Annotated in this window: 23 protein-coding genes and 1 pseudogene; 7 read left to right on the top strand and 17 right to left on the bottom strand. The window is 62.3% G+C overall.

Annotated features, from left to right (window positions below; all coding sequences use genetic code 11):
* Positions 1-36: 36 nt before the first annotated feature.
* Complete coding sequence (locus BJN45_RS03425) at positions 37-1101, bottom strand: pseudouridine synthase (protein ID WP_083650760.1); 1065 nt, start codon at positions 1099-1101, stop codon at positions 37-39.
* Positions 1098-1442 carry an FKBP-type peptidyl-prolyl cis-trans isomerase gene (locus BJN45_RS03420; RefSeq protein WP_076092049.1) on the bottom strand — a complete coding sequence of 115 codons (345 nt, stop codon included), beginning with the start codon at positions 1440-1442 and terminating at the stop codon, positions 1098-1100. The genes BJN45_RS03425 and BJN45_RS03420 overlap by 4 nt, the downstream gene beginning before the upstream one ends.
* Positions 1443-1571: 129 nt before the next feature.
* On the opposite strand from BJN45_RS03420, the gene rplU reads away from it, so the two are divergent.
* From rplU to proB, 4 genes are all read left to right on the top strand, one after another.
* Positions 1572-1883 (top strand): 50S ribosomal protein L21, encoded by a 312-nt coding sequence (gene rplU, locus BJN45_RS03415; RefSeq protein ID WP_076092047.1) that lies wholly within the window; start codon positions 1572-1574, stop codon positions 1881-1883.
* 21 nt (positions 1884-1904) lie between these two features.
* On the top strand, positions 1905-2168 hold the full coding sequence (gene rpmA / locus BJN45_RS03410) for a 50S ribosomal protein L27 (protein ID WP_076092045.1): 264 nt from the start codon (positions 1905-1907) through the stop codon (positions 2166-2168).
* 68 nt (positions 2169-2236) lie between these two features.
* Positions 2237-3319 (top strand): Obg family GTPase CgtA, encoded by a 1083-nt coding sequence (gene cgtA / locus BJN45_RS03405; protein WP_076092043.1) that lies wholly within the window; start codon positions 2237-2239, stop codon positions 3317-3319.
* Positions 3319-4437 (top strand): glutamate 5-kinase, encoded by a 1119-nt coding sequence (proB, locus tag BJN45_RS03400; protein ID WP_076092041.1) that lies wholly within the window; start codon positions 3319-3321, stop codon positions 4435-4437. Before cgtA ends, proB begins: the two co-directional genes overlap by 1 nt.
* Positions 4438-4577: 140 nt before the next feature.
* Here the strand turns inward: proB and BJN45_RS03395 are convergent, their stop codons facing one another.
* From BJN45_RS03395 to rpe, 6 genes are all read right to left on the bottom strand, one after another.
* Entirely contained in the window at positions 4578-5684 is a 1107-nt protein-coding gene (locus tag BJN45_RS03395) for a porin (protein WP_076092039.1), read from the bottom strand.
* 171 nt (positions 5685-5855) lie between these two features.
* Positions 5856-6644, bottom strand: a complete 789-nt coding sequence (trpC, locus tag BJN45_RS03390) for an indole-3-glycerol phosphate synthase TrpC (RefSeq protein ID WP_076092037.1) — start codon at positions 6642-6644, stop codon at positions 5856-5858.
* Complete coding sequence (trpD, locus tag BJN45_RS03385; RefSeq protein WP_076092035.1) at positions 6641-7669, bottom strand: anthranilate phosphoribosyltransferase; 1029 nt, start codon at positions 7667-7669, stop codon at positions 6641-6643. The genes trpC and trpD overlap by 4 nt, the downstream gene beginning before the upstream one ends.
* Positions 7666-8238: an aminodeoxychorismate/anthranilate synthase component II gene (locus BJN45_RS03380; protein WP_076092033.1), complete on the bottom strand. Its 573-nt coding sequence runs from the start codon at positions 8236-8238 to the stop codon at positions 7666-7668. Before BJN45_RS03380 ends, trpD begins: the two co-directional genes overlap by 4 nt.
* A 10-nt stretch (positions 8239-8248) precedes the next feature.
* Entirely contained in the window at positions 8249-9724 is a 1476-nt protein-coding gene (gene trpE / locus BJN45_RS03375; protein ID WP_076092031.1) for an anthranilate synthase component I, read from the bottom strand.
* Positions 9725-9964: 240 nt separating this feature from the next.
* The gene (gene rpe / locus BJN45_RS03370) at positions 9965-10666 is read right to left on the bottom strand and encodes a ribulose-phosphate 3-epimerase (protein ID WP_076092029.1); all 702 of its coding nucleotides are present in this window, start codon (positions 10664-10666) and stop codon (positions 9965-9967) included.
* Positions 10667-10700: 34 nt separating this feature from the next.
* Here rpe and apaG point away from each other — a divergent pair, with 34 nt between their 5' ends.
* Together apaG and BJN45_RS03360 are read left to right on the top strand one after the other, a co-directional pair.
* Entirely contained in the window at positions 10701-11084 is a 384-nt protein-coding gene (gene apaG, locus BJN45_RS03365; protein ID WP_076092027.1) for a Co2+/Mg2+ efflux protein ApaG, read from the top strand.
* The gene (locus BJN45_RS03360) at positions 11084-11677 is read left to right on the top strand and encodes a class I SAM-dependent methyltransferase (protein ID WP_076092025.1); all 594 of its coding nucleotides are present in this window, start codon (positions 11084-11086) and stop codon (positions 11675-11677) included. The genes apaG and BJN45_RS03360 overlap by 1 nt, the downstream gene beginning before the upstream one ends.
* 30 nt (positions 11678-11707) lie before the next feature.
* On the opposite strand, the pseudogene ydiK reads toward BJN45_RS03360, so the two are convergent.
* The 4 genes and pseudogenes from ydiK to BJN45_RS03340 all read right to left on the bottom strand — a co-directional run.
* Positions 11708-12739: pseudogene (gene ydiK, locus BJN45_RS03355) on the bottom strand (AI-2E family transporter YdiK); the annotation flags it as partial.
* A 3-nt stretch (positions 12740-12742) separates the two neighbouring features.
* Positions 12743-13969: a bifunctional glutamate N-acetyltransferase/amino-acid acetyltransferase ArgJ gene (gene argJ / locus BJN45_RS03350; protein ID WP_076092023.1), complete on the bottom strand. Its 1227-nt coding sequence runs from the start codon at positions 13967-13969 to the stop codon at positions 12743-12745.
* A gap of 65 nt (positions 13970-14034) precedes the next feature.
* The gene (gene secA / locus BJN45_RS03345) at positions 14035-16740 is read right to left on the bottom strand and encodes a preprotein translocase subunit SecA (protein ID WP_076092022.1); all 2706 of its coding nucleotides are present in this window, start codon (positions 16738-16740) and stop codon (positions 14035-14037) included.
* A gap of 106 nt (positions 16741-16846) precedes the next feature.
* The gene (locus BJN45_RS03340) at positions 16847-17713 is read right to left on the bottom strand and encodes a M23 family metallopeptidase (protein WP_083650758.1); all 867 of its coding nucleotides are present in this window, start codon (positions 17711-17713) and stop codon (positions 16847-16849) included.
* Positions 17714-17777: 64 nt separating this feature from the next.
* On the opposite strand from BJN45_RS03340, the gene BJN45_RS03335 reads away from it, so the two are divergent.
* Positions 17778-18212: a DciA family protein gene (locus BJN45_RS03335; RefSeq protein WP_076092018.1), complete on the top strand. Its 435-nt coding sequence runs from the start codon at positions 17778-17780 to the stop codon at positions 18210-18212.
* On the opposite strand, the gene BJN45_RS03330 is transcribed toward BJN45_RS03335, so the two are convergent.
* The 5 genes from BJN45_RS03330 to BJN45_RS03310 all read right to left on the bottom strand — a co-directional run bounded on the left by BJN45_RS03330 (position 18199) and on the right by BJN45_RS03310 (position 22593).
* The gene (locus tag BJN45_RS03330) at positions 18199-18387 is read right to left on the bottom strand and encodes a hypothetical protein (RefSeq protein WP_076092016.1); all 189 of its coding nucleotides are present in this window, start codon (positions 18385-18387) and stop codon (positions 18199-18201) included. The two genes, BJN45_RS03335 and BJN45_RS03330, sit on opposite strands and share 14 nt — an antisense overlap.
* 7 nt (positions 18388-18394) lie before the next feature.
* Entirely contained in the window at positions 18395-19309 is a 915-nt protein-coding gene (lpxC, locus tag BJN45_RS03325) for a UDP-3-O-acyl-N-acetylglucosamine deacetylase (RefSeq protein WP_076092014.1), read from the bottom strand.
* A gap of 91 nt (positions 19310-19400) precedes the next feature.
* Positions 19401-20582, bottom strand: a complete 1182-nt coding sequence (gene ftsZ, locus BJN45_RS03320; RefSeq protein ID WP_076092012.1) for a cell division protein FtsZ — start codon at positions 20580-20582, stop codon at positions 19401-19403.
* Between the two features lie 36 nt (positions 20583-20618).
* Complete coding sequence (gene ftsA / locus BJN45_RS03315) at positions 20619-21848, bottom strand: cell division protein FtsA (protein WP_076092009.1); 1230 nt, start codon at positions 21846-21848, stop codon at positions 20619-20621.
* A 4-nt stretch (positions 21849-21852) separates the two neighbouring features.
* Entirely contained in the window at positions 21853-22593 is a 741-nt protein-coding gene (locus BJN45_RS03310; protein WP_076092007.1) for a cell division protein FtsQ/DivIB, read from the bottom strand.
* Positions 22594-22597: the final 4 nt, after the last annotated feature.

Genomic DNA, 22597 nt, shown 5'->3' with positions numbered 1-22597 from the left:
TTTATTGCGGTCGACCGCAGCAATCGGTCAAAAAGCTCAGAACGCCTCGTCGGCGCGCAGGAAACGCCACTGTCCCATCGGCAGGTCGCCCAGGCGGATACGTCCGATGCGCACACGCTTCAGGCCAACCACCTGCAAACCGACCAGTTCGCACATGCGACGGATCTGGCGCTTCTTGCCTTCCTTCAGGATGAAGTGCAGCTGATCTTCGTTTAGTTGCTTGACCCAGGCCTGTTTCAACGGCTTGCCGTCGAGTTCCAGCCCGTGCCGCAGCAGTTCCAGACCACCCTTGATCATCTCGCCGGAGACGCGCACCAGGTATTCCTTCTCCGCCTCGCTGTCCTCGCCGATCAGGCGCTTGGCCACCCGGCCATCGCTGGTCAGCACCAGCAGACCGGTCGAATCGATGTCCAGCCGGCCGGCCGGGGCCAGGCCGCGGAGCATCCACGGCTTGAACTCGGGACCGCCCGAATGTGGCAACTGGGTTTCAGCGGTGATCAGCGTCACCGCCGGGATGCAACCCGGCTCCGGCTGGCCGGAAACGTAACCGACCGGTTTGTGCAGCAGGATGGTAACCGCCTTGGCCTGATCCTTCTTGGCTTCGGTCGAAATCGTGATCTCGGCCGCCGGATCGATGCGCGAACCCAGCTCGCAGACCTGCTCGCCATTGACGAAAACCCAGCCGCGCTCGATCCACATGTCGGCCTCGCGGCGCGAACACATGCCACGCTCCGACATCACCTTCGACAGACGCGTCCCTTCGGGTGGCGGACCGGAGCGGACGACGGGCGCCGCCGCTTTTTTCACCGGCCGGGCAGCCGGACGTTCAACCGGCGCCGCAGCAGCCATCGGCTTGCGTACCGGCGAACCACCGCGCAAGGGTGTGCGCTTGCCCGGCGCGTCCGAACGCAGACCAGCCTTGACGCCCAGCGTACCAGCCGGTTTGCTTTCCACCGGCAACGCTTCAGCCTTCGGAACACTCGCGACGGGTTCGACCGGCGCCGCTTTCAGCTTTTCGGTTTTTGCCGGTTTTTCGGCGTCGACCGCAGCAGCGTCGGTCGGCTGGCGCCATTTAGCCCAGGGATCGTCGGACTGGGTCATTGCACGTCGAGCAGTTCGACCTCGAAGACCAGGGTCGCGTTCGGCGGGATGACGCCGCCGGCGCCACGGGCACCGTAGCCGAGTTGCGGCGGAATGGTCAGCTTGCGGGTACCGCCGACCTTCATGCCCTGGACGCCTTCGTCCCAGCCGGAAATCACGTGACGCTGGCCGAGCGGAAACTGGAAGGGATCGTTGCGATCCTTGCTCGAATCGAACTTGCTGCCATTGGTCAGCCAGCCGGTGTAATGCACGGTGACGAACGCGCCAGCGGTGGCTTCGACGCCGCTACCCTCGACGGTGTCTTCGTAGATCAGGCCGGAGGCCGTGGTAATTTCAGCCATGAGAAGCTCCTTTGCGAAAGGCGGCAATTCTAGCACAAGGCCTTGACAAGGCTTTGACTTTCATAATCTTTTGCGTATAATGCGCGGTTCTTCGTAGTACCCTTTAGATTTATTTTCGGAGTCCAACCCATGTATGCGGTCATAAAAACCGGCGGCAAGCAGTATCGCGTTTCCGCTGGCCAAAAACTCAAAGTAGAACAGATACCGGCAGACGTTGGCGCAGAAGTTACCCTTGACCAGATCCTCATGGTAGGCGAAGGCGAGTCGGTAAAGATCGGCGCCCCCTTCCTTGCTGGCGCCACCGTCAAGTGCACCGTGGTTTCCCACGGCCGCCACGACAAGGTCCGGATCTTCAAGATGCGCCGTCGCAAGCACTACCAGAAGCGTCAGGGCCATCGTCAGAACTACACCGAACTGCGCATCGACACGATCGCTGCCTGAGTTCAGACAAGGAGCTAACAAATGGCACACAAAAAAGCAGGCGGCAGTTCGCGTAACGGCCGCGACTCACAGGCACAACGACTCGGCGTCAAGCGCTACGGTGGTCAATTCGTCCTGGCTGGCAACATCATCGTTCGTCAGCGCGGCACCGAATTCCACGCTGGCGAAAACGTCGGCATGGGCAAGGATCACACCCTGTTCGCGCTGAAGGATGGCACCATCCAGTTCGCCATCAAGGGCGAGAAGAAGCGCCGCACGGTCACCATCGTTCCGGCTGCTGAATAATTCAGCACAGCGGAATCGCAAAGCCCTGTCCGCTGGATGGGGCTTTTTAGTTTCAAGAGGCGGAAAAAATGAAGTTCATCGACGAAGCAAAGATCTACGTTAAAGCCGGCGACGGCGGCAACGGCATCGCCACTTTCCGCCGCGAGAAATACATCCCGATGGGCGGCCCCAACGGTGGCGACGGCGGCAAGGGCGGCAGCGTCTATGTGGTTGCCGACCGCAACATCAACACCCTGGTCGACTATCGCTACACCCGCAAATTCCTCGGCCAGCGCGGCGAGAACGGCGGCAGCGCCGACTGCTACGGCAAGGGTGGTGACGACATCATCCTGCGCATGCCGGTCGGCACCGTCATCAGCGACCTCAACACCGGCGAAATCCTCGCCGACCTCGACGTGCACGATAAAAAAGTGCTGCTGGCCAGGGGCGGCAAGGGCGGCCTCGGCAACACCCATTTCAAGTCGTCGACCAATCGCGCACCACGCCAGTGCACCAAGGGCGACCAGGGCGAAGAATTCGAACTGACGCTGGAACTGCGCGTACTCGCCGACGTCGGCCTGCTCGGCCTGCCCAATGCCGGCAAGAGCACGCTGATCCGCGCCATCTCGGCCGCCCGGCCGAAGGTCGCCGATTATCCTTTCACGACGCTGCACCCGAATCTCGGCGTGGTCCGCGTCGATGCCGAGAAGAGCTTCGTCATGGCCGACGTCCCGGGCCTGATCGAGGGCGCCGCCGACGGCGCCGGCCTCGGCATCCGTTTCCTCAAGCACCTGCAGCGCACGCGCATCCTGCTGCACCTCGTCGACATCGCACCGATCGACCCGGACTCCAATCCGGTCAAGGACGCCAAGGCCATCGTCGGCGAACTGATCAAGCACGACCCTGCACTGGCCGACAAGCCGCGCTGGCTGGTCCTCAACAAGCTCGACCTGATCCCGGAAGAAGACCGCGAAAAAGCCATCAAGGACTTCCTCAAGGCCTACAAGAAGGCGACCAAGTACGACGGCCCGGTCTTCCCGATCACCGCCATCACCGGCGAAGGCACCAAGCCGCTGATCTACGCGATCCACGAAGCCCTGGAGCAGATGGCCCGCCCGGAAATCAGCGACGACGAAGACGCCACGGACAACGCCAGCCCCACCGAGGAATAATGAGCCGAACCCGCCTCGCCACCGCCAAGCGCCTCGTCGTCAAGGTCGGCTCGGCACTCGTCACCAACAACGGCAACGGCCTGGATCTGGCAGCCATCGCCGGCTGGGCCCGCCAGATCGCCCTGTTGCGCGCACAGAACCGGGAAATCATCCTCGTCTCTTCCGGCGCCGTCGCCTGCGGCGTCCAGCGCCTGGGCTGGGGTCGCCGACCGAAGAACGTGCACGAAAAACAGGCCGCCGCCGCCGTCGGCCAGGCCGGGCTGGTCGAAGTCTATGAAGCCGCGTTCAGCAAGCACGGCCTGCACACCGCGCAGATCCTGCTGACCCACGACGATCTGGCCGACCGCAAGCGCTACCTGAACGCCCGCTCGACGCTCAATACGCTGCTCGCCCTTGGCGTCGTTCCGATCATCAACGAAAACGACACGGTAATCACCGACGAGATCAAGTTCGGCGACAACGACACCCTCGGCGCTCTGGTCGCCAATCTGATCGAAGCCGACGCCCTGATCATCCTGACCGACCAGCAAGGCCTATACACCGCCGACCCGCGCAAGGACCCGACCGCCACGCTGATCCACCAGGCCACGGCCGGCGATCCCGCACTTGAAGCCATGGCTGGTGGCGCCGGTAGCCGCGTCGGCACCGGCGGCATGATCACCAAGATCATCGCCGCCAAACGCGCCGCCCGCAGTGGCGCCGACACCGTCATCGCCAGCGGCCACGAAGCCGACCCCATCCTGCGCCTGGCTGGCGGTGAAGCCATCGGCACGCTGCTCGTCTCGCAAACCCCGGCGCTGGCAGCGCGCAAGCAATGGCTGGCCGATCACCTGCAACTGGCCGGCCGCCTGATCCTCGACAATGGTGCGGTCAACGCCCTGAAATCGGGAAAAAGCCTGCTGCCCATCGGCGTCACCGCCATTGAAGGCGAGTTCGAACGCGGCGCCGCCGTCGCCTGCATGACCCCGGACGGCCATGAAATCGCCCGCGGCCTGTGCAACTACGGCAGCGGCGAAGCCCGCCTGATCGCCCGCAGGGCGACCACCGATATCGAAGGCATCCTCGGTTACATCGAGGAGCCGGAAATGATCCATCGGGACAACCTGATACTGGGCTGAAACAAATCCGGCAAAAAAAAACCACGCATCAGCGTGGTTTTTTATTGCCCTTTCCTGAGGGAAGCCATCAAGCCCCCCCAATAGAAAACGGCCACTCCGAAGAGTGACCGTTTCAGGCTTTCTAAACTAGCGAGGCTAGATTAGAAGGAGTGACGCATGCCAAGACCGAATTGAGCAGCGTTCTTGCCGTTGGAGGTCAGAGCACCGGTGTTCAGGTTGGTGAAGGCGGTGTTCGAACCGTTGTTCAGACGACCGTAACCGACGTAAGCAACGGTACGCGGCGACAGGCTGTGCTCGTAGTTAACACCCCATGCCTTTGCATCCAGGTCGGCACGGCCGTTGTCACGATCGTTCTTGTAACGACCGTAAGCAACTTCGACCATACCCTTGGCGCCGACCGGCACGCCAACGCCAACTTGCCACAGCTTGGTGGAGTCGTCGTCGCTGCGAACGTTGCCGACGTTGTCATCGGAAGCGCGCTGATACAGGGCAGACAGCTTGACAACCTTGAAGTCGTAGGAAGCGCCGAGAGCGTATTCAGCACGATCGTGCTCAGCTTGAGCGGAGTCGGTACCACCGATGTCGTTCAGCTTGTGGTAAACAGCGCCAACATTCAGGTCACCCAGGGTGTATTCAGCAGCCAGAGCCCAGACAGCTTGCGGGTCGGTGTCAGCACCACGAATCGGGTTGTTCTTGACTTGTTCGCCGAAAGCGTGAGCGGCGATGATGGTCAGACCCGAGAAGCTCGGCGAGATGTAGGCAACGGCGTTGTCCAGACGACCCAGGCCGTCACGGGCGGAGATCGACAGACCAGCATTGTCAGACAGCTGACCAACCGGCGACCAAACAGCAGCACCCAGAACGTCGTACTTGGAAGCGAAGTTGTAGCCCGGGTTCTGCAGACGACCAGCAACGGCGGTACCGAAGTTACCGGTCAGGCCGAGGAAGGACTGACGTGCGGTACCGGTCCAGCTGCCAGCGCCGACATCAGCGTTCAGGCCGTATTCCAGGGTGAACAGAGCCTTCAGGCCGTTGCCCAGATCTTCCGTGCCACGGAAACCGACGCGCGAACCCATCTGGTTGCCAGACTGGATGCCGGAGAAGGACTGCTTGCTGGTGCCAGCGTTGTTGGCCTTGGCATTGATGTAACCCATGTCAACGATGCCGTAAACGGTAACGTTGGTTTGTGCGAAAGCTGCGGTAGAAGCCAGACCAGCGATGGCCAGGGCAATAATCTTCTTTTGCATCAGAAAATCTCCTTAGTGGTTAGTTTTTAACCAGCCTTTCGGGCCGGTTAAGCTTTACCTCTCGGATCGAGAAGTTGAAGGGCATTGTGCAAGGGCGATCCGCACAGGGCAAGGCTTAATCCCGGACAGGTCTACACAATGTGAAGCTTTGTTGCATCCATGCAACAGCGATCAGGCGAAAAGCCTTGCCAACTCTTCACCCGGCTCGTTTGCGCGCATGAATGCTTCGCCGACGAGAAAGGCATGAACATCGTGGCCGCGCATCAATGTAACGTCTTCGGACTTGAGGATGCCGCTCTCGGTGATGACGACACGCCCGGCCGGAATGCGCTCGAGGAGGCCCAGCGTCGTGTCCAACGTCACGTCGAAGGTGCGCAGGTTGCGGTTGTTGATCCCCAGCAGCGGGGTTTGCAACTGCAGCGCGGCGGTCAGCTCCTCGCCGTTGTGTACTTCGACCAGCACGGCCATCCCATATTCCATGGCCTGGCGTTCCAGTTCCTGCATCTCCGCCAGCGTCAGCGCAGCGGCAATCAGCAGGATGGCGTCGGCGCCCATCGCGCGGGCTTCGGCAACCTGGTAACGATCGACGATGAAGTCCTTGCGCAGCACCGGCAAGTTGCAGGCAGCACGGGCAGCCTGCAGATATTCCGGGGCGCCCTGGAAATACTGGCGATCGGTCAGCACCGACAGGCAGGCGGCGCCATGCTCGGCGTAGCTGCGGGCGATGTCGGCCGGGCGAAAGTCTTCCCGGATGACGCCCTTGGACGGGCTGGCCTTCTTGATTTCGGCAATGACCGCCGGTTGACCGCAAGCGATCTTCTGCCGGATGGCGCCGACAAAGTCACGCGCCGCCGGTTGTGCGGCGGCATCAGCCTCGACGACAGCCAGCGGCCGACCGACGAGGGCGGCGGCGATTTCTTCGCGCTTGGTGGCGATGATCTTGTTGAGGATGTCGCTCATGCCGCCCCCAAACGCTTCGTGCATTCGACGAACTGCGCCAGTTTCGCCCGTGCTGCGCCGCTAGCGATCGCTTCGCGCGCCTTGGCAATACCGTCGCCGATGCTGTCGGCCACGTTGGCCACGTAGAGCGAGGCGCCGGCATTCAGACAGACGATCTCGCGGGCGGCGCCCGGCTGGTTGTCGAGCGCGGAGAGCATCACTGCCTTCGATTCCTCGGCGCCGTCGACGCGCAAATTGCGCAGCGACATCATCTGCAGGCCGAAATCCTCCGGATGCACTTCGTATTCACGGACCTGACCATCTTTCAGCTCGCCGACCAGGGTCGCAGCGCCGAGCGAGATTTCGTCGAGATTGTCCTTGCCGTGCACGACCAGCACGCGCTCTGCACCGAGGCGCTGCATGACGCGCACCTGGATGCCGACCAGGTCAGGGTGAAAAACGCCCATCAGCGTGTTCGGCGCGGCGGCCGGGTTGGTCAGCGGACCGAGGATATTGAACAGGGTGCGCACACCCATTTCGCGGCGCACTGGTGCGACGTGCTTCATCGCGCTGTGGTGGTTGGGCGCGAACATGAAGCCGATGCCGCATTGCTCGATGCAGGCGGCGACCTTTTCCGGCGACAGGTTGATGTTGGCGCCGAGCGCTTCGAGCACATCGGCACTACCCGAACTCGATGACACGCTGCGCCCGCCGTGCTTGGCCACCTTGGCGCCGGCAGCGGCGGCAACAAAGATCGAGGTGGTGGAAATATTGAAGCTGTGCGCGGCATCGCCGCCGGTGCCGACGATATCAACGAAGTGACGGTCGTAGGGCACCTTGACCGGCGTCGCCAGCTCGCGCATGACGCTGGCGGCGGCGGCTATCTCGCCGATGCTTTCCTTCTTGACGCGCAGGCCAGTGACGATGGCGGCGATCATCACCGGCGAGACTTCGCCGCTCATGATCTGGCGCATCAGCGAAACCATTTCGTCGTGGAAGATTTCGCGATGCTCGATGACACGCTGGAGGGCGGCTTGCGGGGTCATTGCTGGTGCTCCTCGAGGAAATTCTTCAACAGGTCGTGACCACGCTCAGTCAGGATCGATTCCGGGTGGAACTGGACGCCTTCGACGGCCAGCGTCTTGTGGCGCACCCCCATGATCTCGCCGTCCTCGGTCCAGGCAGTGATGTCCAGGCAATCTGGCAGCGTTGCCCGCTCGATGGCCAGCGAATGGTAGCGGGTACAGGTCAGCGGATTCGGCAGGTTACGGAAAACACCCTCGTTTTTGTGGTGGACCGGAGAAACCTTGCCGTGCATCAGGGTCTTGGCGTGCACGATGCGCCCGCCGAAGGCTTCGCCGATGGACTGGTGGCCGAGGCAGACGCCGAGCAACGGAATCTTGCCGGAAAACTCCTTGATCGCCGCCAGCGACACGCCGGCCTGCGCCGGTGCGCACGGCCCCGGGGAAATCACCAGATAATCAGGCTTCAGGCGGGCAATCTCGGCCAGCGTGATGGCGTCGTTGCGGAAGACTTTCACATCCTGGCCAAGCTCACCGAAATACTGGACCAGGTTGTAAGTGAAGCTGTCGTAGTTGTCGATCATCAATAACATGGCGTCTTCCTCAGTCGATCCGGGTATCCAGGCCCTGCTCGGCCAGCTCGGCGGCACGCAGCACGGCACGCGCCTTGTTCAGCGTTTCCTGCCATTCGGATTCGGGATTGGAATCGGCGACGATGCCCGCACCGGCCTGCACGTACAGCTTGCCAGCCTTGAGCACGGCGGTACGGATGGCGATGGCCAGGTCCATGTCGCCGTTGAAGCCGAGGTAGCCGACCGAACCGGCGTAGATGCCGCGCTTGACCGGCTCCAGTTCGTCGATGATTTCCATCGCCCGCACCTTGGGCGCACCGGAGACGGTACCGGCAGGAAATGTTGCTTTCAGCACGTCGACCGCATCAAGCCCCTTTTCCAGCCGGCCTTCGACATTGGAAACAATGTGCATCACGTGCGAATAGCGCTCGATCAGCATGTTCTCGGTGAGCTTGACGCTGCCGATCTTCGCCACCCGGCCGCAGTCGTTGCGACCGAGATCAAGCAACTGGGTGTGCTCGGCCCTTTCCTTTTCGTCGGCCAGCAGTTCCTCGGCCAGCGCCGCATCCTCTTCCGGCGAGGCGCCACGCTTGCGCGTGCCGGCGATCGGGCGGACGGTGACGCGGTCACCTTCGAGACGCACCAGGATTTCCGGCGAGGCGCCGACAACCTGATAGTCCTCGAAATCAAAATAGAACATGTAGGGCGACGGATTCAGGCTGCGCAGCGTCCGGTACAGGGACAGCGGGCTGGCGTGGAAGGGCTTGGTCATCCGCTGCGACAGCACGACCTGCATGACATCGCCCTCGGTGATGTAGTCCTTGGCTTTTTTCACCGCCTGCTTGAATGCCGCTTCGCCGAACACCGAAACCGCCGGTTCCGAACGCGCCGGCGCCTCCGTCGGAATGCTCACCGGCAGGCGCAGCTTGCCCAGCAATTCCTTGAGGCGGGCACGTGCCTTTTGATAGGCGCCGGGAAAACCGGGTTCGGCATAGACGATCAGCGTCAGCTTGCCGGACAGGTTGTCGACGACGGCGATTTCCTCGGACAGCAGCAACTGGATGTCAGGCGTGCCAATTTCGTCCGGGCGCTGGGTGCGCGTCAGCTTCGTCTCGATGTAGCGGATCGTGTCATAGCCGAAGCAACCGACCAGACCACCGAGGAAACGCGGCAGGCCGGCCGCCTCGGGCGCCCGGAAGCGCTTCATGTAGCTGTCGATAAAATCGAGCGGATTGGCGTCGTGCTCGCGTTCGGCGATGCGGTTGCCGGTCAGTACTAGCACTTCGTGGCCACTGACGACGATGCGCGTCGGTGCGGCCAGGCCAATGATGGAATAGCGGCCGAAGCGTTCGCCGCCCTGCACCGATTCGAGCAGGTAGGTGAACGGCCCGTTGGCCAGTTTGAGGTAGATTGACAGCGGCGTATCGAGATCGGCAAACGTTTCCAGCGTGACGGGAATACGGTTGTAGCCTTGCGCCGCGAGCGCGTTGAATTCGGTTTCAGTCATGGGAAGCCTCGGGTGTGACGAATGACAGGGATGCTGCAAACTGGGTGCGCCAGCAGATGGCGCCAGACGGACGAGTGGTTACGGACGCCAGGGGCGCCAACGCGGCTCGATGTTCCAGTTATGCAATGCAGTCATTTGGTCAGGAGGTCTGAAGAAGGGGTCAGCCGAACAAGGTGACAGACGCGGCAGACGAAGCGCAGTCTAGCGCATGCGCTTTGTCGCTGTCCACCCGGAGCGGCCTCAGACTTTCGCCAGTTCACCGCGCAGGGCGCCGATGATCGAATCGTAGCGATGGGCATCGCTGTCCTTGCCGGCACCGTAGACGGCCGAACCGGCAACGAAGGCATCGACGCCGGCGCGGGCGATTTCGGCGATGTTGGCGGTGTTGACCCCACCATCGATCTCCAGGCGGATGCGCCGGCCGGTTTCCTGCGCGTAGGCGTCAAGCCTGGCTCGGGCGGCACGCGCCTTGGCCAGTGTGCCAGGAATGAACTTCTGTCCGCCAAAACCGGGATTGACGCTCATCAGCAGCACCACGTCGATCTTGTCCATGACGTAATCGAGATAGTCGAGCGGGGTTCCGGGATTGAAGACGAGACCAGCCTGGCAGCCGGCATCGCGAATCAGCGACAGGGTCCGGTCGACATGTTCTGAAGCTTCCGGGTGAAAGGTGATGATGTTGGCACCGGCCTTGGCAAAGTCCGGGACAATGCGGTCAACCGGCTTGACCATCAGATGCACGTCGATCGGGGCGTCGGTGCAGGGCCGGATCGCTTCGCAGACCAGTGGCCCGATGGTCAGGTTGGGAACATAATGGTTGTCCATGACGTCGAAGTGAATCCAGTCGGCGCCGGCGGCGATGACGTTGGCCACTTCTTCGCCCAGCTTGGCGAAATTGGCGGACAGAATGCTCGGCGCAATGACGAAATCCCTGGCTGACATGATGTATCCCTGAAAAAAGAGACGAAATTATCCCATGACCGACCCCGACAAGTACCAGATCGAAATCATCCCGACCCCGCAATTCATCCCCGAACAGTCCGACCCGGACGAAAACCGCTACGTCTTCGCCTACACGATCAGCATCCGCAACGTCGGCAGCGTGGCGGCGCAACTGGTTTCCCGCCACTGGATCATCACCGATGCGCACAACACCGTGCAGGAAGTCCGCGGTCTCGGCGTCGTTGGCCAGCAACCCCTGTTGCAGCCGGGCGAACGTTTCGAATACACCAGCGGCTCGTCGCTGACGACACCGGTCGGAACAATGAAAGGCGCCTACCAGATGGTCGCCGAGGATGGCACGCACTTTTCGGCCGAAATCCCGGAGTTCGTTCTGGCCATTCCGCGCTCGCTGCACTGATGGGACTGAAGCAGAGCTACCGCCTGATCGCGCCGTTCTACGATCTTGCGGTCGACCGCGCCACCCGCGGCATTCGCCGGCACAGCCTGCTGCAGCTTCCCGACAAACCGGGGCGCATCATGCTCGCCGGCGTCGGCACCGGACTGGATCTGCCGCACCTGCCGGGGCAGCATCACTACGTCGGCATCGATCTGACCGGTGCCATGCTGCGCCGGGCCCTGCCGCGCGCCGGCCATCTGGATTTCGTTCCGCTGCAGGGTGACGTGCATCGCCTGCCTTTTGCCGATGCCAGTTTCGACGGCGTCGTCGCCCACCTGATCCTGGCCGTCGTGCCGCAACCGGCGCTGTGCCTGATGGAAATCGCCCGCGTACTGAAGCCCGGCGGTCAGGCGCTGATTCTCGACAAGTTCCTGCGCCGCGATCAGCGGGCGCCGTTACGGCGTCTGCTCAATCCGCTGGTGCGGCGTATCGCCACCCGGCTCGACGTGGTTTTCGAGGACCTGCTCGATGACACTCCCGGCTTGCATCTGGTCGACGACCGGGCGGCTCTCGCCGGCGGCTGGTTCCGGCACATCCGGCTGAGCCGGCGCTGAGTCGATGTCGTCGCCGAGTGCATCGGCGATCCAGGCCTGCAGCAGCGTCCAGGTAATGGCCAGCACCACCGGCCCGACGAAGATGCCGACCAGACCGAAGCCGAGCATGCCGCCGATGACGCCGGCAAAGATCAGCAGCAGCGGCAGATCGGCGCCGCGGCGAATGAGCATCGGCCGCAGGAAGTTGTCGAGGCTGCCGACGATGACACTCCAGACGACGAGGAAAATCGCCCAGCCGGTATCGCCCATCCAGAACAGCCAGCCGGCAGCTGGCAGCAACACCAGCACCGGACCGATCTGGGCGATGCACAGCATCAGCATCACAGCCGACAGCAGCGCGGCAAAGGGCACGCCGGCGACGACCAGGCCGAGGCCGCCAAGCACCGTCTGCACCAACGCGGTGACGCCAACTCCCAAGGCCACACCGCGAATCGCCTGGCCGGCCAGGATGACTGAATTCTCGCCACGGATACCGGCCAACCGGCGGCCGAAGCGGCGCATCAGACGCGCCGCCGGCTCGCCACCGGAATACATGATGGCGGCGATGGTGACGATCAACAGGAACTGCACCAGCATGCCGCCAAGGCCGCCGACCTGAGCAAGCACCCACTTCCCGGTATCGGCCGCATAAGGCGTGACCTGGGCGATGATGCCATCGGTACCGCCAGCCGCCAGTTGCGCCCACAGACCCGCCAGTGTGCCGCCGATCAGCGGCAAGCCACTGATCCACGCCGGCAGCGGCGGCAACCCGTTGGCAATGAGGTAATCGGCTGCTGCGGTCAACGCGTCGGCGTTGCCGGAAATGGTGTCGATTGCCAGCCACAACGGCAACACCAGCAACAGGAGCATGCCCAGCGTCATCAGCGCGATCGCCGGCAGACGCCGGCCACCGAGACGGGCCTCCAGCGACAGGAAGAGCGGCCAGGTGGCGACGACGATCATCGCCGCCCACACGCCCGCCGCCATGAAGGGCCGCAGCACCCACAGCGACAGCCCCGCCAGACCGACGATGAAGAAGATCGCCAGGGTGTTCCGGGTCAGGTCGCGGTGGATGTCGCGCATCGCTTACGACCGGTAGTCGGCGTTGATCTTGACGTAATCGTACGAGAAATCGCAGGTATAGACATTCGCTGCGGCAGCGCCGCGACCGAGGTCGACACGCACGGTGATCTCGGCCTGCGCCATCACGCGGGCGCCGTCTTCTTCCTTGTACGACGCGGCACGGCCGCCGTTTTCGGCAACCAGCACATCATCCAGCCACACCTTGACGCCATCGACGTCGAGATCGCTGATGCCGGCATAACCAACGGCAGCGAGGATGCGGCCGAGGTTGGGGTCGGAAGCGAAGAAGGCGGTTTTGACCAGCGGCGAATGACCGATGGCGTAGCCGACCTGGCGGCACTCCTCGATCGACTTGCCGCCCTGCACGGCGACGGTGATGAACTTGGTCGCACCCTCGCCGTCGCGGACGATGGCCTGCGCCAGCTCGACCGAAACGGCGATGATCGCCGCCTTCACTTCCGCCCAGCCGGCGTCGGTGTCAGCGGCGAAGCTGGCGCCCGACTGGCCTGAGGCGATCATCACGAAGGAATCGTTGGTCGAGGTATCGCCATCGACGGTAATGCAGTTGAACGACGCGTCAGCGGCTTCCTTGACCAGTTTGTCGAGCAGCGGCTGGGCGATGCCGGCGTCGGTGGCGAGGAAACCAAGCATCGTCGCCATGTTCGGCTTGATCATGCCGGCACCCTTGGAGACACCGGAAATCGTGATTTTTTTGCCGTTGACCGCAACAACGCGCGATGCAGCCTTGGCGACGGTATCGGTGGTCATGATGCCGTGCGCGGCAGCGTGCCAGTTGTCCGCCTTCAGATCGGCAAAGACCGCCGGCAGGCCGGCCTTGATGCGGTCGACCGGCAACAATTCCAGAATCACGCCGGTCGAGAACGGCAACACCTGTTCCGGTGCAACACCAAGCAGTTCGCCGACGGCGACGCAGGTCTGCTGCGCTGCCTGACGACCGGGCTCGCCGGTACCGGCGTTGGCGATGCCGGTGTTGATGACCAGCGCGCGGATTTCCTGGCCGGACGCGAGATGCTTGCGGCACAACTGCACCGGTGCGGCGCAGAAGCGGTTCTGGGTAAACACGCCGGCGACGGTGCAGCCTGCATCGAGCGCGACCAGCGTCAGGTCGCGACGGTTCTTCTTGCGGATTTCGGCCTCGGCGACACCAAGGCGGACACCGGCGACCGGAAACAGTTGATCGGCAGTCGGGGTAGCGTAATTGACAGGCATGGATGAGGCTCCAACAGCATCAAGGCACCGCGCAGGGTGCCTTGGATCGAGGGGTTATCGAGAAATCAGGAAAGCTTGCCGTGACAGTGTTTGTATTTCTTGCCGGAGCCGCAGGGGCAGGGATCGTTGCGCCCGACCTTCGGCCCGTTGTGCGCCGGTTGCTGCGGATCGTCGTTTTCGTCCGCGAGCGCCTCGTCGTAACCGGCATGCTGGTACTTGACGTTGCTGACATCGGCATGCGGCACGGTTTCCTCGACGTCTTCCGGCGAACGGATCTGCACGGTGAAGACAACGCGGGTAACGTCGCGACGCACCTGGTCGAGCAGGGTTTCGAAAAGTTCGAACGCCTCGCGCTTGTATTCCTGCTTCGGGTTCTTCTGCGCATAGCCGCGCAGGTGAATCCCCTGGCGCAGGTGATCGAGCGCCGACAGGTGCTCGCGCCAGTGCGTATCCAGGCTCTGCAGCATGACGTTGCGTTCGAACTGGTGGAAGGTCTCGTTGCCGACCAGATCGACCTTGGCCTGGTAGGCCTCGTCGGCGCCCTGGATGATGCGCGCCAGAATTTCCTCGTCAGCCAGCGTCGGCTCATCCTTGAACCACTGGGCGACCGGTGCGGCAATCTGCAGATCGGCAGCCAGCGCCCGTTCCAGGCCTTCCATGTCCCACTGCTCCTCGACCGAATCCTGCGGCACATAGAGGCGGAAGGTGTCGGTAATGACGCCGTGGCGCATGGCCGTGATTGTTTCGGAGATGTCGTCAGTTTCCAGCAACTCGTTGCGCTGCTGATAGATGACCTTGCGCTGGTCGTTCGAGACGTCGTCGTACTCGAGCAACTGCTTGCGGATATCGAAGTTGCGGGCTTCGACCTTGCGCTGCGCCGATTCCAGCGAGCGGGTGACGAGCGGATGCTCGATCGCCTCGCCTTCCGGCATCTTCAGCTTGTCCATGATGGCGCGCAGGCGCTCGCCGGCGAAGATGCGCAGCAGCGGATCATCGAGGCACAGATAGAAGCGCGAGGAGCCGGCATCACCCTGACGCCCGGCACGGCCGCGCAACTGGTTGTCGATCCGGCGGGATTCGTGGCGCTCGGAACCGATGATGTGCAGACCGCCAGCGGCCAGCACCTGCTCGTGCACCTGCTGCCAGTCGGCCTTCATCGCGACGACCTTGGCGTCGCGCTCGGCCTGCGGCAGGGTTTCATCGTCACGCACGGCGTCGAGCAGCTTCTCGATGTTGCCGCCAAGCACGATGTCGGTACCGCGACCGGCCATGTTGGTGGCAATCGTGATCATCCCCGGGCGACCGGCCTGGGTGACGATTTCCGCCTCACGGGCATGCTGCTTGGCGTTGAGCACCTGGTGCGGCAGTTTTTCCTTGTCGAGCAGCGCCGACAGCAACTCCGACGATTCGATCGAGGTCGTGCCGACCAGTACCGGCTGATTGCGCTTGGCGCAATCGCGGATGTCGGCGACGATGGCGGCGTTCTTTTCGTCCATGGTCTTGTAGACCAGGTCGTTCATGTCCTTGCGGGTCATTGGCCGGTTGGTCGGGATGACCACGGTTTCCAGGCCGTAGATCTGCTGGAACTCGTAGGCTTCGGTGTCGGCCGTACCGGTCATGCCGGACAACTTGCCGTACATGCGGAAATAATTCTGGAAGGTGATCGAAGCCAGCGTCTGGTTCTCGGCCTGGATCTGCACGCCTTCCTTGGCCTCGACAGCCTGGTGCAGGCCGTCCGACCAGCGGCGACCGGCCATCAGGCGACCGGTGAATTCGTCAACGATGATGATCTCGCCGTTCTGCACGACGTAATGCTGATCCTTGTTGAACAGCGTCAACGCCCGCAGCGCGGCGTTCAGGTGATGCATCAGCGTGATGTTGGCAGCGTCGTAGAGGCTGCTGCCTTCGGCCAGCAGTCCGGCTTCGGCGAGCAAGGTTTCGGCGCGTTCATAACCGGATTCGGCCAGATGAACCTGATGCCCCTTCTCGTCGACCCAGTAGTCGCCCTCGCCCTTTTCCTCCATCGCCCGCGTCAGTTGCGGCACGACGTCCTTCATGCGCAGGTAGAGGTCGGTGTGATCGTCGGCCTGACCGGAAATGATCAGCGGTGTGCGCGCCTCGTCGATCAGGATCGAATCCACTTCATCGACAATCGCGTAATTCAGGTTGCGCTGGACCCGCTGGTTGGCCGCATAGACCATGTTGTCGCGCAGATAGTCGAAACCGAATTCGTTGTTCGTGCCGTAGGTGATATCGGCAGCATAGGCGGCCTGCTTGGCCTCGTGATCCATCTGCGACAGATTGATGCCGACGGTGAGCCCGAGGAAGCGATGCAGACGCCCCATCCATTCCGCGTCGCGGCGGGCCAGGTAGTCGTTGACCGTGATGACATGCACGCCCTTGCCGGAAATCGCGTTCAGGTAGGAGGGCAGCGTGGCGACCAGCGTCTTGCCTTCACCGGTACGCATTTCGGCAATCTTGCCGTAGTGCAGCACCATGCCACCGATCAGCTGGACGTCGAAGTGACGCATGCCGAGCACCCGCTTGCTCGCCTCGCGAACGACGGCGAAAGCCTCGGGCAGAAGATCGTCGAGGGTTTGGCCATCAGCGTGGCGCTGCCTGAATTCCTCGGTCCTGGCCTTGAGCTGCTCGTCGGAAAGTGCCGCGATTTGCGGCTCCAGCGCATTGATGCGCTTGACGGTCAGGGAATACTGCTTGATCAGCCGATCGTTGCGGCTGCCGAAAATCTTTTTGAGTAGGCCGGATATCATCGCGATGGAATAAGGTTTTGCGCAGACGAGAGCAAAGGAGCCGGGATTCTAGCACGCCCGGTCCACGTGGCGGAGGCGCAGCCTCCGCACTGGACGACAGCGAATATCAGCGCCGTTGCAGACCGGCGAAGTCCTCGCCCCGCTTGAGGAAGGCCGCCGGATTTTGCGGCACGCCAAACATGCGCACCTCGAAGTGCAGATGCGGCCCGGTGGACCTGCCGGTGCTGCCGACCGCACCGATTTTCTCGCCGCGCCGGACGATTTTCGACTCGGCGACATCCAGTTGGGAAAGGTGCGCATAGCGCGACTGCAAACCATCGCCGTGATCGATGTCAATCATGTTGCCGAACTCCGGATGCCAGGAAGCCGTCAGCACAACGCCGTCGGCCGCCGCAACCACCGGCGTGCCGGTCGGTGCCGAGAAATCCAGGCCATCGTGGCGGGAGCGCAGACCGGCAAATGGGTCGTTGCGATAACCGAATCCGGAACCGAAGACGGCATTCTTGACCGGCAGCGTCGTTGGCATCAGACGCTCCTCGACGCGTTTCTCCAGCAGCTTGAATTCCATGAAGGCGAGATCATCGGCCCGACGGTCAACGGCGGCGGCCAAGCGCTCGATCTCCTGCTGCAACTCGGTTGCCGACATCGGCGCGGGAATGTAGGGACCGCCCTGCCCCGGCTTGGCTTCACCTTCAGCGGGCTTCTGCTTGATACCCGCCAGATTGGAAACCCGGTCGCCCAGCGAGTCCAGTTGCAACAGGCGCCCCTGCAATTCGCCCAGACGCGAGGCCATCAGATTCAGGTTGTTGGTGATGTAGTCGCGCGTCTTTCGGGTTTCCTGCTGCTGGATGGAGAGCAGGATGTTTTCCACGATAGGCAGCCGAAAATGCAGCGACATCATCGAGAAAAAGGCTGAGGTCAGGAACACCAGGGCGAAAAAAACGGCCACCGCCCCGAGGACGTGGCGAGGCATAATGGTAATCGTGCGCGCCGATTTGAGATGGCGTGAAACAACAATAATCTGCACGGATCCTCCTATGTACAAAGCGCCAGAGCAATACCTCGACGCCGATGCCGCTGCCGGCCGGGTAATGGCCCACGCGCGACTTCTGATGAAGCTGACCAACCGTTTCGAGGCAGTTGCTCCCGGTGCATTACGCCATGCGGCGCATGTCGCCAACTACAAGTCGGGAAAAATCGTTATCCACGCCGACAATGGCGCGGTCGCCGCGAAACTCCGCCAGATGAACCGGCGACTTTGTGACGAGTTATCTTGTGAGGGGGTCGAGTGTAACGAGATCGAGGTAAAAGTACAACCTCGACAAATTCCTTCCCGATCAATGAGTTCCACGATCAAGCCGATTTCGGACAAAGCAGCGGGAATGTTGCGGTCGACCGTGGACAAACTGCCAAAAGGCCCACTGCGCGCTGCGCTGGACACATTGTTGCGGCGCGCCGCTAGATCGGAATGATGGCCAGACGCTCGATGAACATCAGCGCAAAGACCAGCAGTGCGAAAACGATGCCGTAACGGAAAAGACGCCAGCTGAAGGACAGATATTCCCGCCGCCCGGTAAAAACGTAGAGCAGCAGGCCAACGCCAATCGCGATGACGAGAATGGCTGCAAGCAGGCGCAGCAGCCACATGGCCGGATCAGGCGGCCTGAGCCAGCCAGCGGGTCACGCCCTGCGGGGCGCTGGCCGACTCGGCAAAACTGACCAGCTCCCACGCATCCTGCTGCAGGAGCAGCGCACGGGCCAACTGGTTGTTCAGCGCATGCCCGCCCTTGTGCGACGAATAGGCGGCAAGCAACGGATGACCAAGCAGGTAGAGATCGCCAACAGCATCAAGGATCTTGTGCTTGACGAACTCGTCGCCGTAGCGCAATCCATCCTGATTGAGAACACGGAATTCGTCGAGGACGATCGCGTTCTCCAGGCCACCACCCAGCGCCAGCCCGTTTTCACGCAGGTATTCGACTTCCTGCATGAACCCGAAGGTGCGCGCCCGCGATACTTCGCGAACGTAGGACTGCTCGGCAAAGTCGATTTCCGCGCGCTGCGCCGACTTGTCGATGGCCGGGTGATTGAAAACGATGGAGAAGCTGAGGCGATAGCCTTCGTAGGGCTCGAAACGGGCCCACTTGTCGCCATCCGTGACCTCGATCGGGCGGGTAACGCGGATGAATTTCTTGGCGGCATTCTGTTCTTCGATGCCGGCCGACTGGATCAGGAAGACGAAAGGCGCAGCGGAACCGTCGAGAATGGGGACTTCCGGTGCGTCGAGATCGATCCAGGCGTTGTCGATGCCCAGGCCACAGAGGGCGGACATCAGGTGTTCGATGGTGCCAACCTTGACCCCGTCACGCTCCAGACAGGAGCACATGCGGGTGTCGCCGATCAATACCGCCTGCGCGGGAATGTCGACAGGCTCTGGCAAATCCACGCGACGGAAGACGATACCGGTATCCGGTGCGGCCGGCCGCAAGGTCAGGTTGACCTTGACGCCACCGTGCAGACCGACGCCTGAGGCATTGATCACGGTCTTCAGCGTGCGTTGCTTGAGCATTTTTATTTTAAGTTGTTGAATGATTGGGGAAGGCGGCGCATTTTAACACAATGCGCCGCCACCCTTTTTCAGAGAGATTTTTTCTTACGTATCAGTCCGCCTGTTTTCTCAGGAAGGCCGGAATGTCGTAACGATCGACCCCGCTGTTGGCCAGCGCCTCGACGGTAACGTTGCGCTTGCGCACGACGGCCGGCACATCGGCAATCTGGTTGTAGTCGATCGACGGGCCGCTGGAGAATGCCACGGCATCGTGGGTTCCGGTAGCAACTGCCTCGACCATCGGGGTATTGATCACTTCGAAGGTCTGACGACGGGCAGCCGCCTGGCCGAGGCCGGTGGCGACAACGGTGACGCGCAGCGCATCGCCCATCAGTTCGTCGTACACGGCACCGAAGATGATGTGCGCGTCGTCGGCAGCAAACGCCTTGACGGTGTTCATCACTTCGTTGACTTCCTTCATCTTCAGGTTGCCCTTGGCGGCGGTGATGTTGACCAGCACGCCGCGCGCGCCGGACAGGTTCACGCCCTCGAGCAGAGGCGAGGCGACTGCCTGCTCGGCAGCGATGCGCGCCCGGTCGACGCCGGCAGCGGCGGCGGAGCCCATCATCGCGCGCCCCATCTCGCCCATGACCGTGCGCACGTCTTCGAAGTCGACGTTGACCAGGCCCGGGTAGGTAATGATTTCGGCGATGCCGCCGACCGCGTTCTTCAGCACGTCGTCGGCCGCCTTGAAGCAGTCGTCGACATCGGCGTCGTCGCCCATGACTTCCATCAGCTTGTCATTGAGGATGACGATCAGCGAATCGACATGCTTGGAGAACTCGGCAATGCCGGCTTCGGCCGATTTCATGCGCTTGCCGCCTTCGAAGCTGAACGGCTTGGTCACCACGCCGACGGTCAGGATGCCCATTTCGCGGGCGATCTCGGCGACCACCGGCGCTGCACCAGTACCCGTACCACCACCCATGCCGGCGGTGATGAAGGCCATGTGCGAACCTTCCAGCGCGGCACGGATCTCGTCACGGTGAGCATCGGCGGCCATCTTGCCGGCTTCCGGCTTGGCCCCGGCACCCAGCCCGGTCTTGCCGAGCGACAGCTTGCTCGACGCGGCATTGCGCGCCAGCGCCTGCGCATCGGTATTGGCGGCGATGAACTCGACGCCATTCACACCTTCGCGAATCATGTGCTCGATGGCATTGCCGCCGGCACCCCCGACCCCGAATACCTTGATGATGGTACCGAGTTCTTCTTCCTTCTCGATGATTTCAAACATGACGACCTCTCCTCTGAAAAAACCGTTAAAAACAAATCAAAAATTCTTGGAAAACCATTGCTTCATGCTGGAGAAGACATCCTTGATGCCCTGCTTCTCCTGAATTTTCTGCCCCCGCTTGCGTTGTGCCTGGGCTTCCAGCAACAGCCCGTAGGCGGTCGAGAAGCGCGGGTTCTGGACAACGTCGGACAGGCTGCCTTCGTACTTCGGATTGCCGAGACGAACCGGCATGTGGAAGATTTCCTCACCCAGCTCGACCATGCCCGGCATGACGCTGGCACCGCCGGTCAGGACGATGCCTGACGACAGGACTTCCTCGAAGCCGGCGCGGCGCAGTTCGTGCTGGATCAACTCATAGAGTTCCTCGACCCGCGGCTGGATCACGTCGGCCAGCGCGCGCCGGCTCAATTTCCGGCTCGGCCGGTCGTCGACCCCGGCAACATCAAGATTTTCGGCAACGTCGGCCAGTTGTGACAAGGCGCAGCCCGACTTGCACTTGATGTCTTCGGCTTCGCGCGTCGGCGTGCGCAACGCCATCGCGATGTCGTTGGTGATCTGATCGCCGGCAATCGGAATCACCGAGGTATGACGGATCGCCCCCTGCGTCCACACGGCGATGTCGGTGGTACCGCCACCGATGTCGATCAGGCAGACACCGAGATCCTTCTCGTCCTCGGACAGCACCGCATAGCTCGAGGCCAGCGGCTGCAGCACCAGGTCGTTCACTTCCAGGCCGCAGCGGCGCACGCACTTGACGATGTTCTGCGCGGCAGAGACGGCACCGGTGACGATGTGCGTCTTCACTTCCAGGCGCATGCCGCTCATGCCGATCGGCTCGCGGATACCGTCCTGGCCGTCGATGACGAACTCCTGGGTGAGGATGTGCAGGATTTCCTGCTCGGCCGGAATCGGCATTGCCCGTGCCGTTTCAATGACGCGGTCGACGTCGGCGGAAGTCACTTCCTTGTCCTTGATCGCGACCATGCCGTTCGAGTTGAAGCTCTTGATATGGCTGCCGGCAATCCCGGTATAGACGTTGCTCACCTTGCAGTCGGCCATCAGTTCAACTTCCTGGATGACGCGGCTGATCGTGTGCACCGTCTCCTCGATATTGACCACGACGCCCTTCTTCAGGCCGCGCGAATCCTGCGAGCCCATGCCGATGACGCTCATCCGGCCTTCGTTGTCGAGATCCGCCACCAGCGCGACGATCTTCGATGTGCCGATGTCCAGGCCAACGATCAGTTCCTTGTTGTCCCTGCTCATAGTCTTACTTTCCCTTCCCCTCGCCCGCGACCTTCATCGCGAAACCATTCGGATATCTCAAATCCACTACCGCCGGTCGCACCGGCAAATTCGCCACCATCGACGGATACACATCCACGAAACGTTGCAGCCGATCGACAACCGGCGACTTTGGATGCTCGCGCCCGATTTCCACGCGCATCCCGTTGTCCAGTTTCAGTTGCCAGGCCAGTCGCGGCGACAGCGAAACCTGCACCGGCCGCTCGCCCACGGCAGCAAACGCTTCGGTAAATTCGACATGCCGCTCCAGCACTTCCCGCGCCGTCCCGCTCGGCCCAGCCAGCAAAGGCAACTGCGCCATTTCGGCTTCCGGCAGCAGGGCGGCAAAAACCTCGCCATGACTGTTGACCATCTCCGCGTAACCCTCGCCCCAACGCGCGACCGGCCGATGTTCCTCGACCGCGATTTCCAGACGCGCCGGCCAGACGCGCCGCACCTTCACCTTGCGCACCCAGGGCAATTGCTCGAGCGCCAGACGCACCGCCTCCAGATCCAGGCTGAAGAAATTCCCGCGCAAGGCCGACGGCAACACCTGCTCGACCTCGCCGCGCCGGGTATGCGCCAGCGGCTCGACGAACACCACCTGCTGCACCGGCAACGACGGCACGCGCACCAGCCAGACCGCACCAGCGGCCAGCAGGGCAGCGGCGGCAACCAGCATCAGCAGGTCCGCCAGCGCGTTGAGCAGTTGGGGTTTGTGCCACATTCAT

The organism is Azonexus hydrophilus (genome assembly GCF_001956855.1).
GTDB lineage: Bacteria > Pseudomonadota > Gammaproteobacteria > Burkholderiales > Rhodocyclaceae > Azonexus > Azonexus hydrophilus_A.
Note: the sequence above shows the minus strand (reverse complement) of the source record. Positions and strands in the feature narration are given on the sequence as shown.

What these genes read in the sequence shown, in the direction of transcription:
- BJN45_RS03380 (WP_076092033.1), bottom strand. Translation starts at nt 8,238, where the DNA reads ATGTTATTGATGATCGACAACTACGACAGCTTCACTTACAACCTGGTC.
- BJN45_RS03420 (WP_076092049.1), bottom strand. Translation starts at nt 1,442, where the DNA reads ATGGCTGAAATTACCACGGCCTCCGGCCTGATCTACGAAGACACCGTC.
- trpC (WP_076092037.1), bottom strand. Translation starts at nt 6,644, where the DNA reads ATGAGCGACATCCTCAACAAGATCATCGCCACCAAGCGCGAAGAAATC.
- BJN45_RS03330 (WP_076092016.1), bottom strand. Translation starts at nt 18,387, where the DNA reads ATGTGGCTGCTGCGCCTGCTTGCAGCCATTCTCGTCATCGCGATTGGC.
- proB (WP_076092041.1), top strand. Translation starts at nt 3,319, where the DNA reads ATGAGCCGAACCCGCCTCGCCACCGCCAAGCGCCTCGTCGTCAAGGTC.
- BJN45_RS03360 (WP_076092025.1), top strand. Translation starts at nt 11,084, where the DNA reads ATGGGACTGAAGCAGAGCTACCGCCTGATCGCGCCGTTCTACGATCTT.
- rpmA (WP_076092045.1), top strand. Translation starts at nt 1,905, where the DNA reads ATGGCACACAAAAAAGCAGGCGGCAGTTCGCGTAACGGCCGCGACTCA.
- lpxC (WP_076092014.1), bottom strand. Translation starts at nt 19,309, where the DNA reads ATGCTCAAGCAACGCACGCTGAAGACCGTGATCAATGCCTCAGGCGTC.
- rpe (WP_076092029.1), bottom strand. Translation starts at nt 10,666, where the DNA reads ATGTCAGCCAGGGATTTCGTCATTGCGCCGAGCATTCTGTCCGCCAAT.
- cgtA (WP_076092043.1), top strand. Translation starts at nt 2,237, where the DNA reads ATGAAGTTCATCGACGAAGCAAAGATCTACGTTAAAGCCGGCGACGGC.
- secA (WP_076092022.1), bottom strand. Translation starts at nt 16,740, where the DNA reads ATGATATCCGGCCTACTCAAAAAGATTTTCGGCAGCCGCAACGATCGG.
- argJ (WP_076092023.1), bottom strand. Translation starts at nt 13,969, where the DNA reads ATGCCTGTCAATTACGCTACCCCGACTGCCGATCAACTGTTTCCGGTC.
- ftsZ (WP_076092012.1), bottom strand. Translation starts at nt 20,582, where the DNA reads ATGTTTGAAATCATCGAGAAGGAAGAAGAACTCGGTACCATCATCAAG.
- ftsA (WP_076092009.1), bottom strand. Translation starts at nt 21,848, where the DNA reads ATGAGCAGGGACAACAAGGAACTGATCGTTGGCCTGGACATCGGCACA.
- trpE (WP_076092031.1), bottom strand. Translation starts at nt 9,724, where the DNA reads ATGACTGAAACCGAATTCAACGCGCTCGCGGCGCAAGGCTACAACCGT.
- apaG (WP_076092027.1), top strand. Translation starts at nt 10,701, where the DNA reads ATGACCGACCCCGACAAGTACCAGATCGAAATCATCCCGACCCCGCAA.
- BJN45_RS03335 (WP_076092018.1), top strand. Translation starts at nt 17,778, where the DNA reads ATGTACAAAGCGCCAGAGCAATACCTCGACGCCGATGCCGCTGCCGGC.
- BJN45_RS03395 (WP_076092039.1), bottom strand. Translation starts at nt 5,684, where the DNA reads ATGCAAAAGAAGATTATTGCCCTGGCCATCGCTGGTCTGGCTTCTACC.
- rplU (WP_076092047.1), top strand. Translation starts at nt 1,572, where the DNA reads ATGTATGCGGTCATAAAAACCGGCGGCAAGCAGTATCGCGTTTCCGCT.
- BJN45_RS03340 (WP_083650758.1), bottom strand. Translation starts at nt 17,713, where the DNA reads ATGCCTCGCCACGTCCTCGGGGCGGTGGCCGTTTTTTTCGCCCTGGTG.
- BJN45_RS03310 (WP_076092007.1), bottom strand. Translation starts at nt 22,593, where the DNA reads ATGTGGCACAAACCCCAACTGCTCAACGCGCTGGCGGACCTGCTGATG.
- trpD (WP_076092035.1), bottom strand. Translation starts at nt 7,669, where the DNA reads ATGACCCCGCAAGCCGCCCTCCAGCGTGTCATCGAGCATCGCGAAATC.
- BJN45_RS03425 (WP_083650760.1), bottom strand. Translation starts at nt 1,101, where the DNA reads ATGACCCAGTCCGACGATCCCTGGGCTAAATGGCGCCAGCCGACCGAC.